The sequence below is a fragment of the Calidifontibacter terrae genome (genome assembly GCF_054778835.1).
This window is the reverse complement of sequence record NZ_BAAGZF010000002.1, coordinates 44,678-60,363: the sequence shown is the minus strand read 5'-3', so window position 1 is coordinate 60,363 and position 15,686 is coordinate 44,678. Positions and strand designations below refer to the sequence as shown.

Below are 15,686 nucleotides of genomic sequence, written 5' to 3'. Positions count from 1 at the left end.
ACGATTGTGAGCGGGCGATGATCGACGCCCGGAACCTGACGAAGGTCTACGACGGGAAACGAGCCGTCGACAACCTGTCCTTCTCCGTACGTCCCGGCGAGGTGACCGGCTTCCTCGGTCCGAACGGGGCCGGCAAGTCCACGACCATGCGGATGCTGCTCGGGTTGGACACTCCCACCAGCGGTGAGGCGCTGATCAACGGTCGACCGTTCCACAAGCTCAAGGCACCGCTGATCGAGGTCGGTGCGCTGCTGGAGGCGAAGGCGGTCCACACCTCCCGCTCGGCACGCAACCACCTACTCGCGCTCGCGGTGAGCAACGGCATCCCGGCCCGGCGGGTGGACGAGGTGCTGGAACTGGTGGGTCTCAGCTCGGTGGCACGCCGCCGTGCCGGTGGCTTCTCGCTCGGGATGGGCCAGCGGCTCGGGATCGCGGCCGCTCTGCTGGGTGATCCGCACACCCTGATCCTCGACGAGCCGGTCAACGGACTGGACCCCGAGGGCATCCAGTGGATGCGTCACCTGCTCGCCGGACTGGCCGCGGAGGGCCGTACGGTCTTCGTCTCCTCGCACCTGATGAGCGAGATGGCACTCATGGCGACGCGCGTCGTGGTGATCGGGCAGGGCCGGTTGATCCGTGACTCGACGATCTCGGAGATCACGCAAGGCGGTCCCGGGGCGGCTGTCCTTGTGCGCACCCCGGACGCGCCGCGTCTGGCCAGTGCCCTCGAACAGGCCGGCGGCACACTCGCCGAGCGCGGTTCCGACAGCCTGCTTGTCCACGGCCTGAGCAGCGACGTCGTCGGTCGGGTCGCCTTCGACCAGCACGTGATGCTGCTGGAACTCACGGCCCGCCAGCCCACGCTGGAGGAGGCCTTCATGGAACTGACTCGATCCTCGGTCGAGTATGACGGGCGGGAAGCATCATGAGCACGGCTGTACGACAAGAAGATCCGACCGACCGCGTCCACGTCTCGCAGTTCGCGGGCGACGCTCGGGTGTCGGTGCCGCGGGTGCTGCACTCGGAGTGGGTGAAGTTCCGTTCGCTGCGGTCGTCCTGGCTCACCCTCGGCATCGCGCTGCTGATCGCCATCGGACTCGGCTCGCTGTTCAGCCACCTGCGCGGCCAGGAGATCTCCCAGCACCGCGGCTTCGACCGCGGCCCGCTGGACCCGACGCTGCTCAGTCTGCGCGGGGTGATGCTCGCGCAGCTCGTGGTCGGTGTACTGGGCGTCCTGTTCATCACCGCGGAGTATTCGACCGGGATGATCCGTTCGACCCTGACCGCGGCGCCGTCGCGGGTGGGGCTGGTCGCCAGCAAGAGCGTCGTGGTCGCGGTGGTGACCTTCGTCAGCGCGCTGGTGGCGGCGTTCGTGGCCTTCCTGCTCGGCCAGCACTTGTTGAACGCCTACCACCTCGGCGCCTCGCTGAGTTCGCCAGGCGCGCTGCGGGCGGTCTTCGGTGCGGCGATCTACCTGACCCTCGTCGCGTTGATGGGCCTCGGCTGCGGATTCATCTTCCGGTCCACCGGCGGCTCGATCGCCGTGGAGTTCCTGCTGCTGCTCGTGCTGCCGCTGCTCGGCGAGCAGCTGCCGCAGTCCTGGGCGGACCACATCAACAAGTACCTCCCGATGAACGCCGGCATCCAGGGGATGTCGACCCACGCGATCCCCGGCTCGCTCTCGCCGTGGGTCGGGCTGGGCGTGCTCGCGCTCTGGGCGCTGGCCGCGCTGGTCATCGGTGCGGTCGTGATCGATCGGCGCGACGCCTGACGGTCAGCCCGTCACTGGATGGTGTTGCGGGGCTGGAAGGGTATTCGACCCTTTCAGCCCCGCAAAAACGTTCCAGAGTGCTTGTTCCAGCGGCGCGCATCCGTCGGGCGCGCGCCCTGGCTCGGTACGAGGTCAGCCGGCGGCACCGGCCGGCGTGGTGGTCATCTTCTCGCCGAGGGTCTTGTTCGCCTGGACGGCATATTTGTTGGTGAAGGTGTCCGCAAGGGTGACCTTGGCGGTGTCGACACCGATCTGCTTCTCCATCGCGTACACGACCTTCGGCCCACCCGCAGGCATGATGCCGTCCGGCAGGAACTGTCCCTTGTCCGAGGTCAACCCGGCGACGTACTGAGCCTTGCTGATCGTGCTGTTCGACACGAAGTCCGCGGGCAACTTGTCCGCGATCTGCGCAGCGCTGTGGGTGGCGATCCAGTGCATCGTGGCCACCATCGCCGTGACAACCCCTTGGGTCTCCTTCTGATGCTTGTTCACCCAGTCGGCCTTGACCAGGATGGACGCTGCCGGCCACGCGCCGCCGAGGGCAGACTTGGCGCCATCGGTAGTGGCCAGGTCGATCGCGGAGTAGCCGAGCTTCTTGCTCTCCAGGGCTCCGACGGTGGGCTGGGTGGTCATCACGCAGTCGGCCGACTTGCGTTGGATGGCGGCGATCGCGGTCGTTCCGGCTCCGGCCGCCACCGTGTGGTACTGGCTGTGGGTGATGTTGTGCTGGGCGGCCAGGAACTGGGTCAGCTCATCGGTGCCTGACCCGAGGTCGGTCACTCCCAGGTTCTTGCCCTTGAAGTCGGCTGCTGAGTGAACGCCGCTGTTCGTGCCGCACATCTCACGCTCGCCCGGGGCGCCCGAGAGCTGCACGATGTCGATGACCTTCTTGCCCTTGGCTTGGAAGTCGATGGTGTGGATATACCAAGCGCCGGCCATGTCGACCGACCCGGAGGCCATGGCGTCTTCTGCGCCGACGCCGCCGTTCTGCTCCGTGGAGAGAACCATGTTCACGCCGTACTTCTTGAAGAAGCCGAGGTTTTGGGCCAACTGGTAGGGCAGGTAGATCTGTTTGTCGATGCCGCCGACCATCATTTTCACGGTCGGCAGAGCCTTGCCGCCGGAGTCCTTGGCCGAGCTGGTGCCGGAGGATCCGCAGGCTGCCAGACCGAAGGCGAGCGCTCCGGTGGCGGCGATGGAGAGGGTGCGTTTGAACATGAGGGGCCTTTCGTGGGGATGCTGCGGTGTGGAACTGCTGCGGTGGAAATGCGGGAGGGGGGGATGGCCGGGGCTCAGAGGGCTTGCCCCTCGGATCTGTTCGGCGGCTGCCAGGACAGCACGCGGTGTTCGACGAAGGAGATGACGAACTCGGCGACCAACGTCACGACCGCCATGATCGTCATGCAGGCGAAGACGGTGTCTGGGTCGAAGTTGCCCTGTGCCTGGCTGATGATGAGGCCGATGCCTTGGGTCGCACCCAGCACCTCCGCTACGAGCGCGCCGATGATCGCGAACCCGAATGCGGTGTGCAGCGAAGCGATGATCCAGGTCAGGGCTGACGGAATCGTGACGTGGCGAGCAACCGCCAAGGGAGAAGCGCCGAGGACGCGGACGTTGGCGATCAAGTTGGGGTCAACCTCGCGGACGCCCTGGAAGGCGTTGAAGAAGACGATGAAGAACACCAGGACTGAGGCCAGCAGAATCTTCGGGAAAATGCCGAGACCGAATGCCACGATGAAGATCGAGCCGAGAATGATGCGCGGAATCGCGTTGAGGATCTTGATGAACGGCATTGCCACGTCCGCCAAGTAGCGGTTGGTGCCGAGCAGGACACCGCAAATGATCCCTGCGAGTCCACCCAGCAAGAAGCCGTAGATGGCTTCCTTCAGCGTCACCCAGAGGTTTGCCCAGATCGAGCCGAACGCCGTCCCCTTGGTGAACAGGTGGACCAGGCTCTTCCAAATGCCCGTCGGCTGGCCGTAGAAGAACTTGTCGACGACGCCGGTGGCGGTGGTCCACTGCCAGCCGCCGATCAGGATGACGGCGAGTGCGATGCGGCCGAACCAGACCGAGGCTGTGCGCCTGCGACGGCTCGCGGCCGCTTTCGTCGCCAGTTGCCCGCTCGACTCGGCGATCTCAACCTCGCCGGTGGGGAGGCTTGTTCGGGCGGTCATGCTGCACCTGCCGTCTGCGCGTACGCACGCTGTACTTCGTCCTTCAGAGCGGCCCAAATTTGGTCCTGCAACTCCAGGAATCGAGGTTCATGCCGGATTTTCTGGACCTCGCCGCGCGGTCGCGGGAGGTCGATGTCAAAGGTGTGCTTGATCGAACCCGGGCTGCTCGTCATGACAACAACGCGATCGGAGAGTGCAACCGCTTCGTCGAGGTCGTGGGTGATGAACAGAACCGACGGACGAACTTGCTCCCAGAGGCCCAGAAGCTCGGTCTGCATGATCGCTTTGGTCTGCACGTCGAGGGCACCGAACGGTTCGTCCATCAGCAGGATCCGCGGCTCATTGATGAGAGCGGCCGCCATCGCGACCCGCTTGCGCATGCCACCGGAGAGCTGGTGGGGGTAGCGGTCTTCGAAGCCGGCCAGACCGACCCGGCGCAGCCAGTCACGGGCCAGGTCCACGGCGTCCTTCTTGCTCATGCCGTTGAGCGTGGGGCCGATCATCACGTTCCCGAGCACGCTCTTCCACGGGAAGAGGGCGTCGTTCTGAAACATGAAGCTGATGCCCTTGGTGATGCCGGTGACGGGCACGCCGCCCACCGTGACCGAACCCGCGCTGGGCCGCTCGAGTCCCGACACCTGCCCGAGGGTCGTCGACTTGCCGCACCCGGTGGGACCAACGATGGCGCAGAATTGTCCCGGTTCGACGACGATGTCGACGTCCTTGATCGCGGTGAAGACGTCGCCCTTCGGGGTGAGGTAGCGCTTGGTGAGTCCTTTGATCTCAATCCGCGCCGCGGCCGAGACCTGGGCGTCACCCGGGCCCGCCGGGTGATGTGTCTGGGTCATGCCTGGCTCCTTCAGTAATCCGTCCGTGGTCTGGTGGAGAACCTAGGAACGTGACGTGGGTCACGTCACTGTTTGCCGCTCAAACTCAGCAATTGCGCTTTGTTTCGAGTTCTTCTCATTGCGCGCACGCCCTGGCACTTCCCAGTCGGAATGCTCATAATCGGCCGGTGCGGTATCGAACTCGCAAGCTCTCCAGCCAGTTCTTTCTGGCCCAGCTGGTGATCTTGGCCATCACGATCAGTGTTGGTTTTGTGCTGCTCGCGCGCGCCGAACGTGAACTCCTCGACACCCAGTACGAGAGTCGCGCGGCGGCCATCGCGCAGACAGTTGCGAGTGCGCCCACCGTCCGTTCCTGCCTGGAAAAACCAACCGCCGCTTGCCGCCCGCTGGTGCAGCAGATCGCGACGGAGGTGTCGCAACGTACGGGGGCGTCGTACGTCGTCGTCATTGACATGAACCGGGTGCGCTTCTCGCACCCCGACCCGGCCCTGATCGGGCAACAGGTCGAAGAGCCGGTGATGACGAGGGACGGTCGGGTCCATCTCGGTATCGACAACGGGTCCACCGGGCGCTCAGCGAACGGCAAGGCACCGCTCTACGGTCCGACCGGGGTGATGGTCGGAGAGATCTCGGTCGGGTTGCGCGAGAGCTCGGTCTCCCAAGCTCTGTGGAGCGAAATTCCGACCTGGGCATTGTGGTTCGCTGTCGCACTCGCCGTCGGTGCGCTTGCCTCCTGGTTGTTCGCATCGCAGGTCAAGAAGCGGACGTTCGGCCTCGAGCTTCACGAGATTGCGCAGTTGCTGCAGGAGCGCGAGGCGACCTTGCACGGCATCCGCGAGGGGGTGGTCGCGTTCGACGAGAACGAGCGAGTCAGCGTGGTCAACGACGAGGCTCATCGGCTCCTCCCGCTGCCGATCAACCCGGTCGGTTCGCCGCTGCGCGAGGTGATGCCCGACGACCTGCGGGACCGGCTGGTCGATCCCCGAATGGTGGCTGACGAGATCGTCTACACCCGCGACCGGTGTCTGGTGGTCAACCGCATGCCGATCACCCTGGCCGGTCAATCACACGGTTCCGTGGTGACACTTCGTGACCAGACGGAACTGGTCGGCCTGCAGCGGGAGCTCGCCGGGCAGCGCGGGCTGACGGAGTCGCTGCGCGCCCAACAGCACGAGTTCGCCAACCGGATGCACGCTGTCTCCGGGCTGCTGCAACTGGGACGTACCACCGAGGCGCTTGATTACTTGCTCGAGATCCGTGGCACCGCAGCCGATTTCGACAATTCCCTGCGCGAGCGCATTGCGGCTCCACAGATCGTCGGGCTTCTCATGGGGAAGGTCGCCGAGGCGAGCGAGGCCGGAGTCGAGGTGAGGATCGCGCCGACGACTCGGCTCAGTGCGTCGCCCCGCAACGTGCACTACCTGGTGAGCATCCTCGGCAACCTGATCGACAACGCCATCCAGGCGCTCGCGAGCGCGCCCCCGCCCCGCCTGATCGACGTGGCCATCGTGGAAGCCGGCGGCGTACGCATTCAGGTCTCGGACAACGGTCCGGGTATCGCCCCCGGCTCGGAGCAGGAAATCTTCCTCGACGGATATTCCACAAAGGCCGGTGGGAGGCGCGGCACCGGTTTGGCCGTGGTGCACCGGATGGTCTCCCGCCTCGGCGGCACCATCTCGGTATCGACCGGTCCCGGCGCGCGATTCACTGTCGCCCTGCCCGACACCTACAGCAGCGAAACAAGAGCGGAACTGAAGTGATGAGCGACAACGACCAGTCGACCGATCCGATCCGGGTTTTGGTGGTCGACGACGACTTCCGGGTGGCCGACGTCCACGCTTCTATGGTCGCTGCGATCCCGGGATTCGAGGCGGTGGGACGTGCCCACACGGCGGCCGATGCCAGGGCGCTCGCCCGCGACCTGAGGCCCGACCTGGCGTTGATGGATATCTATCTGCCCGATGGGAACGGGCTGGACGTGGTGCGTGAGTTGATCGCCGGTCCGGAACGCATCGACGTCATGGTGATCTCGGCCGCCCAGGACGTCGAATCCGTCCGTACGGCAATGCAATTGGGAGCCATCCACTATCTGCTGAAGCCCTTCGCGTTCGACCAATTGGTCGCCCGGTTAACGGCGTACGGGCGGGTTCGGCGTCGGATGTCAGATCTGCCCACCACGGCCGACCAAGCGGATGTCGACGAGTTGTTCCGGCTTCGGCAGATCGACGAGGCGGAGCAGCCGCGCCTGCCCAAAGGCCACTCCTCGCCCACCCTCGAACTCGTCCGAAACGCGGTCCGTAGCGCGACCCCGGACGTATCCGCGGGTGACGTCGCGGAGATCGTCGGCATCAGCCGGGCAACGGCGCAGCGCTACCTCATCTACCTGCAGGAGCAGGGCGTGGTCTCGCTGCGACTCAAGTACGGCGCGGCCGGGCGGCCCGAACATCGCTACTACGTGTGACTCACCTGAGCGGTAGGTTCGCGACATGGCGTACGACAAGGACCTCGCCGAAGCCGTGACCCGCCACCTCGAGGGCACTCCGGGGCTCGGCGAGAAGCGGATGTTCGGCGGGCTGGCGTTTCTGATCCACGGCAACATGGCGGTCGCTGCTAGCGGTGGAGGCGGGCTGCTGTTGCGCGCCGATCCCGACCTGCACGACCAGTTGGTCGCCCAAGAGTTCGTCGAAACCGCGGTGATGGGCGGGCGGTCGATGAACGGCTGGCTGCGCGCTGATGCCGACCGACTGGGTGAGGCGATGTGGCCGCTGATCGACCAAGCGGTCGCGTACGCGCAGTCCTTGCCGGCGAAGTGATCCGGCTGTCGACCCCGTACGTCCGCCCTCCCGCGCCGCTGACCCCCGCCGCGGCGCCAACCCATAGGGTGGTCGGGTGAGTCCGATGGCGAAGGGGGCCAACGTCGCCCTCACCCGTGAAGTGCCCGGCCTGAGCGGCGTCGTGATCGGCGTCGACTGGGACGCGGGCGCCGAGCGCTTCCTGCACGACAGCCTGACCCTGCTGACTGTGCTCTGCGGCAGTGACCGTAAGGCCTTGAGCCAGCAGCATGTCGTCCACTTCAACCAGATGGTCTCCGCCGATCTGTCGACCTCGCATGTCGCGCAGGTGATGGGTGACGACGACGCCCAGGTCGAGGTCGATCTTGGCGGGGTCCCGGACGCGGTCGAGCGGCTGGTTTTCGTGCTCTACGTCAACGAGGGTGGTGGTGGTCGGCGCACGCTGGGCCAGCTCAAGAAGCTGGTCGTACGCGTCCTGCAACTGCAGAACGGATCGTCGGTCGTGACGACCGTCGACCTGGCCCAGGGCCTTGGCAACGAGACCGCCCTCACCCTTGTCGAGCTCTACCGACATTCGGGCGAGTGGAAATTGCGGGTGCTCGGGGCGGGCTACTCCGACGGGCTCAAGGGTGTCGCCCGCGACTTCGGAGTCGAGCTGTGAGCGACTTCGGGTTCCTGCGGGCACGGCGGCGCCCGGCGCCGGTTGCCGCGGAACCCACTGCGCCACAAGGCGGCTCGTCTAGTGGAGCGCCGGCGGTGAGCGACTTCCTGTCCGGTCGGGCCGTACGTCCGGGGCGGGCCGCCGCGACACCTCCGCCTGCGCCGGGTTTCGACTCGGGCTCAACCAGCGGGGGTGGCAACTTGTTGGATCTGGGGTCGTCGCCGGGTTTCGACTCGGGCTCAACCAGCGGGGGTGGCAACTTGTTGGATCTGGGGTCATCGCCCGGTTTCGACTCGGGCTCGGGCAGCGCCTCGCCCATTTCAACCAGCGGTGTCGGCCCCGGCCGCAACGCTGCCTTGATCGCCCACGACCTCGGTCTGCCGACGATCGCGCAGGGGGAGCGACGGATCCTTACCGTCGATGACCCGGTCGTCCACTTCACCCGTACGCAGTCCGCCGCCGGGGCGTTGGAGTTCAGCGCAGTGACCCCGACGGCGAACCAGTTGCTGATGGGCTGTGTTTTCGAAGCCGCGGACGGCACCGAGAGCGCGGTCCTACCGGGCTTGCGACCGCAGGGTCCAGACGTGCAATCACCCATCTTCCGCGCGACCCCGCAGGGTGTCACCGTGAACTTGCGGGCTGTGACCGGCGTACGACGGTTCTTCCTCATCGGCCTGCCGCAGACCAGCGATCGGTCGATGCCCGGCGGAACCATGGTGATCCGCACGTACGGCGGCTCGCAGTTGGAGGTAGTGCTCGACACGAGTGCGACATTCGGCGCGAAAGCGTTGGTGACCGGTTTCGTGGTCGAGGGAAGAATCGTGCTCCGAGCGGAACACGACCCGTTCTCTGGAACGTTGCAGCAAGTGGCCGGTGTCTACGGCTACGACCAATTAACCTGGCGCGACCCGTTCACGCCACTGTTCTAAAACTTGTTCACAACCCGAACCGGAAGGGAAACACCATGGCAGTCAGCCTCAGCAAGGGTGGAAACATCTCGCTCGCAAAGGCCGCTCCGGGCATGACGAGCGCGATCATCGGTCTGGGTTGGAACCCGCGTACGACCGACGGCGCCGCGTTCGACCTCGACGCCTCGGCGCTGCTCTGCGCCGAGAACGGCAAGGTACGCAGCGACGCCGACTTCGTTTTCTACAACAACCTGACCGGCGACAACGGTGCGGTGACCCACCAGGGTGACAACCGCACCGGCGAAGGTGACGGCGACGACGAGCAGATCGTCATCGACCTGACCCGTGTCTCTGCGGACGTCGCGAAGATCTCCTTCGTGGCCTCGATCGACCAGGCCGACTCGCGCGGCCAGAACTTCGGCCAGGTCAGCGACGCCTACATCCGCGTCTTCGACGCCGACGACCCGACGAACAATGACAAGGGTGTGCGCTTCGACCTCGGCGAGGACGCCTCGACCGAGACCGCGCTGATCTTCGGCGAGCTTTACCGCAACGGCGGTGAATGGAAGTTCCGCGCCATCGCCCAGGGCTACTCCAGCGGCCTGGCCGGCGTCATTGCCGACTTCGGCCTCTCGGTCGGCTGACAATCCGCCACCCGCGAGGTCCGTCCCCTCGTCACGGGGGCGGCCCTCGCTCCTCACGGCCCTTGCACCGAAAGCAGAGATGAAGACTCTTAGGCATTTCACCCCCGACCTCGTGGTCGCCGCGATCGTTTTGGTGATCGCATTCCTTTATGACGGCGCCACAGCGGTCGGCCTCACCGCGATCCTCATCGTGGTTGAGATCGTTTTCTCGTTCGACAATGCGGCAGTCAATGCCAAATACATCGAGCGGCTGAACGACTTCTGGCAGCGCATGTTCCTGACCGTCGGCGTCCTGGTTGCCGTGTTCGGAATGCGGCTGATCTTCCCGTTCCTGATCGTCTGCCTCAGCGGATCGATCTCGCCAATGCAGGCGCTGCATCTCGCGCTGGACAAGGGTGACCCGCACACCCCGGGAACCTACGGCTACATCCTGAACGAGGCCCATCCCAGCATCGCCGCATTCGGTGGCATGTTCCTGCTGTTGCTGTTCCTGGACTTCATCTTCGACGGTGACCGCAAGGTGCTCTGGCTGAAGCCGATCGAACGGCCGCTGCAGAAGCTGGGCAAGCTGGATGTGTTGTCGGTTGTTATCGCCGGCGTCCTGCTGCTGATCACGGCGGAGACCCTGGTTGACAAGGTCAGCGTGCGCAGCAATGTGCTGTTCTCCGGGCTGTTGGGCATCGTGCTCTACCTCGCGGTGAGCGGTCTGTCGACGTTGATGGAGTCGCGCGAGGAAGAGAAGGACCACGAGTTCGAGGAAGCTCAGTCGCGCGGTGAGGTGATCAAGCTCGCCGGCAAGGCCGCCTTCTCGATGTTCCTGTTCTTGGAGGTGCTCGACGCCACGTTCAGCTTCGACGGAGTGATCGGTGCCTTCGCGATCACCCCCGACCCGCTGATCATCATGATGGGTCTCGGCGTCGGTGCCTTGTGTGTTCGGTCCATGACCATCTACCTGGTGCGCAACGGCACCCTGGCGGAATATCGCTATCTCGAGCACGGCGCCCACTGGGCGATCGGTGCCCTTGCGGTGATGTTGTTGCTGACCATCAAATTCCACCTGGGCGAGTTCGTCGTCGGTGGCATTGGAATCGCGTTCATCTTGGCGGCGTGGCTTACGTCTGTCTTGGCGAACAAAAAAGAAGAAGAACCTGCCGATGACAATCCGTCGTTGGTCGAAACGCACTGAAAGCGGGGGAACCTATGAGCATTAGTCTGTCCAAGGGCCAGACCGTCAATCTGGCAAAGTCCGATGGTGGAGCGTTGAGCCGGGTCCGCATGGGCCTGGGTTGGGACGCCAAGGTCGTCACCAAGAAGACGATGTTCGGCGGCAGCAAGCAGACTCAGCGCAGCATCGACCTCGACGCCTCGGCGATCGTGATCGGCGGCGGCCGGGTTCTCGACATCGTTTACTTCGGCAGCCTGACCAGCAAGGACGGTTCGATTCACCACACCGGTGACAACCGCACCGGCGCCGGTGACGGCGACGACGAGTCGATCCTCGTCGACCTTCCAGCTGTGGCCGGATCGGTCGAACACATCGTGTTCGTCGTGAACTCCTACTCGGGTGAGAACTTCCAGGAAATCGAGAACGCGTTCGTCCGCGTCGTCGACTCCCAGGCCAACGACACCGAGCTGGCCCGCTTCCAGCTCACCGGGTCGGGCAACCACACCGCCTTGGTGATGGCCAAGGTGTCGCGTCAGGGAGCCGGCTGGGTTTTCACCGCGATCGGCAACCCGGGCAACGGGCGGGTCGCGCGCGAACTCGAACCGCTGGCGCTCCAGGCGATCTGAGCCAGACGTCACTCATCGGCGCGAGTTTTGGTCGGACAGGAACCATCCATCCGACCCAAGCTCGCGCCGATTCTTGTCCTGAAAGGCACGACATGACCGATGTACGGGCCGTGAGCCTCGACATCTGGGGCACCCTGCTGCGCAGCGACCCGGCCTTCAAACCCGAGCGCAACGAGTTGTTGCGCTCGGCGCTGGTGCCGCAGGTCGATTCCGAACGGTTCGATGCCGTCATGCGCGAGGCCGATCGGGAGGCCGACGAGATCTCGATGGGGCGCGGCGCCGACGTCGGTTTCGTCGAACGGATCGAGCTGACACTCGCCCGGCTCGAGGCGAAGGTGGTGCAGCCGCCGTACGAGGAGTTGTTCCGTCAGCAGCAGCAGTTGGCCCTTGAGCATCACCCGTTGCCCCTCGACGAGCGCCTCCCCGGCCTTGTTGCGTCGCTCGCCGGGACGATGCCGGTGGTTCTGACCAGCAACACCGGGATGCTCCCCGGGTCGCTCATGCGTCACTTGCTGCAGCTGGCCGGCTTCCCGCCGATTGCGGGAATCTTCTCCAATGAGGTGGACTGGGCGAAGCCGGATCGGCGGATCTTCGCGGCGACGCTGGAATTAATCGCCCGAATTGAGGGGGAACCGATCGGGCCCGGCGACGTTCTACATATCGGCGACAATCCGGTCGCCGATGCTGACGGCGCGCGTTCGGCCGGTCTACAGACCGTGCTCGTGCGACCGAACGGGGAGGACACCGCGGCGGCCTTGGAGGCGCTGCGGTAAAGGGAGGACACGGGATGGACTGCGTCATGACCGCTTTGTTGACGGGCGCACCCGACGACATTCGTACGGCCGACGGACGTGCGTTTGACGTCGACACCTACTCGCGGATGAAGCACGGCGACGCCGCTGCGATCGACGAACTCGGCGGCCAACTGGCGGCGGAGTTGGTAGCGCGGCATGCCCACCTGGTGACCGACGACGCGGTACCGGTGTTCCCGGTGGCCTTCCTGCACGTGCCACCTTCCTGCTACTTCCTGGCCGAAGCAGTGCTCGCGCGGCTGAACGCGGCGCGCACCGCGTGTGGTCTGCAGCCGGGCCGGATCGTGCAAGTCCACAAGGACTCCGTCACCCACACTGATTACGCCGCCTCGTCCCAAGCTGAACGCGAGGCCGAGTTGGCGCGCATCGGCTTCCGGCTCGAAGGCCCGGTGGCCGGCACGAACCTCATCGTGATCGACGACGTACGGGTGACCGGCCTGGCCGAAAAAACGATCCTTGCCGCGCTACGAGAGGCGGATCCTGCCGCGTTGATTCTCGGTTACGTCGCGGTCTGCTCGCCCGAGCTCGCCGCTTCGCCCCACGTTGAATCGACGCTGAACCACGCGACCGTCACCTCGATTCTGCAACTGGTGCCGGCCATCGACGACGGCCACTTCCACCTGACGATCCGTTTCCTGAAGCGGGCGCTGGCGAGCGCCGAACTCGGTGAGTTTGTTGCGGTCGTGCCGCGGTCGCTGGTTGAACAGATGCACGTCGGCGCGCTGGCGACCGGACCGGAGTTCGTGGCTGGCTACCCAGCGGGGATGGCGGTCCTCGAGGCTGCTCTGGCGCAGGAGGCGGCCCATGTCTGAACGGATCGCTTTGCATGTGATGGGCGCCGATGACCTCGGACTGCCGTCCTACGGTCCCGTACAGGCCAATGACTACAGCCGGTTCAAACATGGCGACGGCCGCATCGCCATCGACTATGGGCGGGCGCTCGCCGACCGCTTTCTCGAGGTGGTGCCTCTGACCACAGGTGCCGTCGCGGTGACTTCCTCCGGCTACGCGGCAGTTCCGCCGGCGGCGCGTGCGCTCGTACGACCGTTTCTGCAGCGTTTGCACGAACGAGCGCCGGAGTTGTCCGCAACCGCGTTCCGGATGCATCGGCTCGGGGTGAGCCCGGGCGACTACGCGACCATGGACCCGGCCGCCCGTAGCCAGGCGGTGTCGGCGAAGTCAATGCAGATTGATCCGCGGGTGGATCTGCGTGGGGTGCGCGTCGTTGCCCTCGATGACATTCGGGTGACCGGCACCCACGAGGCGGCGATGGATGGCTGCCTCAACGCCGCCGGCGCGTCCTGGATCGACCATCTCTACCTGGTCGACGCGCATCTCTGCGCCGTTCGGCCGGAAGTCGAATCGACCCTCAATTCGGCGTGGGTGCGCACCGTTGACCACGTTCTCGACGTTGCTTGCGCGCCGGGATTCGAGCCAAATGCCCGCTTCGCCAAGCGGATTGCGCTGATGAGCCGCGAGGATCAGGAACGGTTCGCGCGGCTGGCGCCGCTCTATGCGGTGCTGTGGGTGACCGAGGCGATGCTGGCCGACGGGCTCGATCATGTCGCGGCCTATGCGACCGGGGTGCGGCGCTTCCGGCAGGCGTTGGCGGATGTGCAGCGGTTGAGCCAGCCGGCTTGATCGGGTCGTGTGATCGCAGGTCGATTCGGTGGTTTGCGCCGCCGGCTTGATACCGCGTTTTGATACCGCGAAGGCTTAACCTACCCACCGGTAACTAATCGCGGCATAGTGGGTCCATGACCCAGCACGTACACGCGTTCACTGATGACGTCCTTGGCACACTCGACGCTGTTGGCGTTGCCGACGCAATTCGCAAAGGCGAGTTCAGCGCCGCCGAAGCCGTCGAGGCTTCGATCGCTCGCTTGGCCCACGTGAACCCGCAGCTCGACGCGATCGTCCGCGACGATTTCGACCGGGCCCGCAAGCGAGCGGCGCAGCCGGTCGAGGGCGCGTTCGCCGGCGTACCCAGTGTGTTCAAGGACAACGTTGAGGCCGGCGGGCTGCCGATGACTTACGGATCGAAGGCGTTCCCGACCACGGTCAAAAAGAAGGACGGGCCGGTCGTACGCCAGTTCCGGGCGACCGGGCTGCTACCGATCGCGACGACCACGATGCCCGAGTTCGGCTGGACCTGCACCACCGAGACGCTTGATCGAAGCACCCACAACCCCTGGAACACCGACTATTCCAGCGGTGGCAGCTCCGGCGGATCGGCCACGCTGGTGGCCGCCGGGGTCGTTCCGATCGCCCACGGCAACGACGGCGGCGGGTCCATCCGCATCCCCGCGTCGAACTGCGGACTGGTTGGTTTGAAGCCGACCCGCGGGCGGCTGCGGCTCAACGAAGGCAGCCGGACCATGCCCGTACGCATCGTCAGCGACTCGGTGATGACGCGGTCGGTGCGCGACACCGCGCAGTTCTACGCTGCGGCCGAGAAGGTCTATAAGAACCGCACCCTGCCGGCGATCGGTTCGGTCGATCGCCCGCTCGACCGGCCGCTGCGCATTGGCGTGATGATCGACTCGCCGGTTGCGAAGCCGACTCACTCCGACGTACGCGCGGCCGTGGAAGACCTTGCAGCGCAACTGAAGTCGCTCGGCCACGAGGTCGAACCATACGAGATCAATGTGCCGCAATTCTTCGCCGACGATTTCTCGGCGTATTGGGGATTCCTGGCCTACATGGGCGCCGAGCATGGGGTCCGGACCTTCGGTAAGGGGTTCGACAAGGACAAGCTTGAACCGCTGTCGCGTGAACTGATCTCGATGGGGCGCAAGGCGTTGCCGAAGATGCCGCTGGTCATTGCTCGACTGCTCGCGACGAGTGCGGCCAGCCGGCTGGCGTTCCGCCGGGGACCCGACGTGGTGCTCACCCCGGTCCTGGCGAGCGTCGTTCCGGAGCTCGGATTCCTCGGTGCATCGCTGAATGGCGCCGAGCACTACCAGCGACTGCTTGACCTGGTCGGGTTCACACCGCTGGCGAATGCTTCTGGCGGACCGGCGATTTCGCTGCCGACCGGGATGGACTCGCGCGGCCTGCCGATCGGCGTGATGGCGTCGGCGAACCACGGTCAGGAGCGGATGCTGCTGGAGTTGGCGCTGCAGGTCGAGGAAGCGGTGGGTTTCCGGCGAATTGATCAGGTGGCCACTGGGGTTGCGGCTGCTTCGAACTGAGCGCGCGTCCGTTGTGCCCGCGTCCATCGAGGTGACTGGTTCAGTTCGAGGGCCCGCGAGATTTCGAGGGTTCTGAGGCCGGACGAGTGGT

At 65.4% G+C, this 15,686-nt stretch carries 17 protein-coding genes; 14 read left to right on the top strand and 3 right to left on the bottom strand.

Annotated elements, in window-relative coordinates; genetic code table 11:
• Window positions 1–17 precede the first annotated feature (17 nt).
• The gene (locus tag ACYU98_RS02965) at window positions 18–929 is read left to right on the top strand and encodes an ATP-binding cassette domain-containing protein (protein ID WP_460466699.1); all 912 of its coding nucleotides are present in this window, start codon (window positions 18–20) and stop codon (window positions 927–929) included.
• Window positions 926–1,771, top strand: a complete 846-nt coding sequence (locus tag ACYU98_RS02960; protein ID WP_460466698.1) for an ABC transporter permease — start codon at window positions 926–928, stop codon at window positions 1,769–1,771. The genes ACYU98_RS02965 and ACYU98_RS02960 overlap by 4 nt, the downstream gene beginning before the upstream one ends.
• 132 nt (window positions 1,772–1,903) lie before the next feature.
• Here ACYU98_RS02960 and ACYU98_RS02955 read toward each other — a convergent pair whose 3' ends face one another.
• The 3 genes from ACYU98_RS02955 to ACYU98_RS02945 all read right to left on the bottom strand — a co-directional run bounded on the left by ACYU98_RS02955 (window position 1,904) and on the right by ACYU98_RS02945 (window position 4,793).
• Entirely contained in the window at window positions 1,904–2,989 is a 1,086-nt protein-coding gene (locus ACYU98_RS02955) for an ABC transporter substrate-binding protein (RefSeq protein ID WP_460466697.1), read from the bottom strand.
• A 74-nt stretch (window positions 2,990–3,063) separates the two neighbouring features.
• Window positions 3,064–3,945: an ABC transporter permease gene (locus ACYU98_RS02950; protein WP_460466696.1), complete on the bottom strand. Its 882-nt coding sequence runs from the start codon at window positions 3,943–3,945 to the stop codon at window positions 3,064–3,066.
• Window positions 3,942–4,793 carry an ABC transporter ATP-binding protein gene (locus ACYU98_RS02945; RefSeq protein ID WP_460466695.1) on the bottom strand — a complete coding sequence of 284 codons (852 nt, stop codon included), beginning with the start codon at window positions 4,791–4,793 and terminating at the stop codon, window positions 3,942–3,944. The genes ACYU98_RS02950 and ACYU98_RS02945 overlap by 4 nt, the downstream gene beginning before the upstream one ends.
• A 167-nt stretch (window positions 4,794–4,960) precedes the next feature.
• On the opposite strand from ACYU98_RS02945, the gene ACYU98_RS02940 reads away from it, so the two are divergent.
• The 12 genes from ACYU98_RS02940 (at window position 4,961) to ACYU98_RS02885 (ending at window position 15,595) form a co-directional block, all read left to right on the top strand.
• Window positions 4,961–6,553 carry an ATP-binding protein gene (locus ACYU98_RS02940; protein ID WP_460466694.1) on the top strand — a complete coding sequence of 531 codons (1,593 nt, stop codon included), beginning with the start codon at window positions 4,961–4,963 and terminating at the stop codon, window positions 6,551–6,553.
• Window positions 6,553–7,254 carry a response regulator gene (locus ACYU98_RS02935; protein WP_460466693.1) on the top strand — a complete coding sequence of 234 codons (702 nt, stop codon included), beginning with the start codon at window positions 6,553–6,555 and terminating at the stop codon, window positions 7,252–7,254. The genes ACYU98_RS02940 and ACYU98_RS02935 overlap by 1 nt, the downstream gene beginning before the upstream one ends.
• Window positions 7,255–7,279: 25 nt before the next feature.
• Window positions 7,280–7,606, top strand: a complete 327-nt coding sequence (locus ACYU98_RS02930; RefSeq protein ID WP_460466692.1) for a TfoX/Sxy family protein — start codon at window positions 7,280–7,282, stop codon at window positions 7,604–7,606.
• Window positions 7,607–7,691: 85 nt separating this feature from the next.
• Window positions 7,692–8,246, top strand: coding sequence for a TerD family protein (locus tag ACYU98_RS02925; protein WP_460467403.1), 555 nt, complete (start codon window positions 7,692–7,694; stop codon window positions 8,244–8,246).
• A gap of 95 nt (window positions 8,247–8,341) precedes the next feature.
• Window positions 8,342–9,175, top strand: coding sequence for a hypothetical protein (locus ACYU98_RS02920; RefSeq protein WP_460466691.1), 834 nt, complete (start codon window positions 8,342–8,344; stop codon window positions 9,173–9,175).
• 35 nt (window positions 9,176–9,210) lie between these two features.
• Window positions 9,211–9,798 (top strand): TerD family protein, encoded by a 588-nt coding sequence (locus tag ACYU98_RS02915; RefSeq protein ID WP_460466690.1) that lies wholly within the window; start codon window positions 9,211–9,213, stop codon window positions 9,796–9,798.
• A 79-nt stretch (window positions 9,799–9,877) separates the two neighbouring features.
• A complete protein-coding gene (locus ACYU98_RS02910; RefSeq protein ID WP_460466689.1) occupies window positions 9,878–10,984 on the top strand; it encodes a DUF475 domain-containing protein in 1,107 nt (368 codons plus the stop codon).
• Between the two features lie 14 nt (window positions 10,985–10,998).
• Window positions 10,999–11,589, top strand: a complete 591-nt coding sequence (locus ACYU98_RS02905) for a TerD family protein (RefSeq protein WP_460466688.1) — start codon at window positions 10,999–11,001, stop codon at window positions 11,587–11,589.
• A gap of 92 nt (window positions 11,590–11,681) precedes the next feature.
• Window positions 11,682–12,362: an HAD family hydrolase gene (locus tag ACYU98_RS02900; protein WP_460466687.1), complete on the top strand. Its 681-nt coding sequence runs from the start codon at window positions 11,682–11,684 to the stop codon at window positions 12,360–12,362.
• Between the two features lie 26 nt (window positions 12,363–12,388).
• Complete coding sequence (locus ACYU98_RS02895) at window positions 12,389–13,213, top strand: phosphoribosyltransferase family protein (RefSeq protein ID WP_460466686.1); 825 nt, start codon at window positions 12,389–12,391, stop codon at window positions 13,211–13,213.
• Window positions 13,206–14,042, top strand: coding sequence for a phosphoribosyltransferase family protein (locus tag ACYU98_RS02890; RefSeq protein WP_460466685.1), 837 nt, complete (start codon window positions 13,206–13,208; stop codon window positions 14,040–14,042). The genes ACYU98_RS02895 and ACYU98_RS02890 overlap by 8 nt, the downstream gene beginning before the upstream one ends.
• Window positions 14,043–14,158: 116 nt before the next feature.
• Window positions 14,159–15,595: an amidase gene (locus tag ACYU98_RS02885; RefSeq protein WP_460466684.1), complete on the top strand. Its 1,437-nt coding sequence runs from the start codon at window positions 14,159–14,161 to the stop codon at window positions 15,593–15,595.
• Window positions 15,596–15,686 lie beyond the last annotated feature (91 nt).

Excerpts from the sequence above, each read along its gene's own strand:
- ACYU98_RS02905 (WP_460466688.1), top strand. The coding sequence starts at position 10,999 with ATGAGCATTAGTCTGTCCAAGGGCCAGACCGTCAATCTGGCAAAGTCC.
- ACYU98_RS02925 (WP_460467403.1), top strand. The coding sequence starts at position 7,692 with ATGGCGAAGGGGGCCAACGTCGCCCTCACCCGTGAAGTGCCCGGCCTG.
- ACYU98_RS02900 (WP_460466687.1), top strand. The coding sequence starts at position 11,682 with ATGACCGATGTACGGGCCGTGAGCCTCGACATCTGGGGCACCCTGCTG.
- ACYU98_RS02945 (WP_460466695.1), bottom strand. The coding sequence starts at position 4,793 with ATGACCCAGACACATCACCCGGCGGGCCCGGGTGACGCCCAGGTCTCG.
- ACYU98_RS02915 (WP_460466690.1), top strand. The coding sequence starts at position 9,211 with ATGGCAGTCAGCCTCAGCAAGGGTGGAAACATCTCGCTCGCAAAGGCC.
- ACYU98_RS02895 (WP_460466686.1), top strand. The coding sequence starts at position 12,389 with ATGACCGCTTTGTTGACGGGCGCACCCGACGACATTCGTACGGCCGAC.
- ACYU98_RS02965 (WP_460466699.1), top strand. The coding sequence starts at position 18 with ATGATCGACGCCCGGAACCTGACGAAGGTCTACGACGGGAAACGAGCC.
- ACYU98_RS02955 (WP_460466697.1), bottom strand. The coding sequence starts at position 2,989 with ATGTTCAAACGCACCCTCTCCATCGCCGCCACCGGAGCGCTCGCCTTC.
- ACYU98_RS02910 (WP_460466689.1), top strand. The coding sequence starts at position 9,878 with ATGAAGACTCTTAGGCATTTCACCCCCGACCTCGTGGTCGCCGCGATC.
- ACYU98_RS02950 (WP_460466696.1), bottom strand. The coding sequence starts at position 3,945 with ATGACCGCCCGAACAAGCCTCCCCACCGGCGAGGTTGAGATCGCCGAG.
- ACYU98_RS02885 (WP_460466684.1), top strand. The coding sequence starts at position 14,159 with ATGACCCAGCACGTACACGCGTTCACTGATGACGTCCTTGGCACACTC.
- ACYU98_RS02960 (WP_460466698.1), top strand. The coding sequence starts at position 926 with ATGAGCACGGCTGTACGACAAGAAGATCCGACCGACCGCGTCCACGTC.
- ACYU98_RS02930 (WP_460466692.1), top strand. The coding sequence starts at position 7,280 with ATGGCGTACGACAAGGACCTCGCCGAAGCCGTGACCCGCCACCTCGAG.
- ACYU98_RS02890 (WP_460466685.1), top strand. The coding sequence starts at position 13,206 with ATGTCTGAACGGATCGCTTTGCATGTGATGGGCGCCGATGACCTCGGA.
- ACYU98_RS02935 (WP_460466693.1), top strand. The coding sequence starts at position 6,553 with ATGAGCGACAACGACCAGTCGACCGATCCGATCCGGGTTTTGGTGGTC.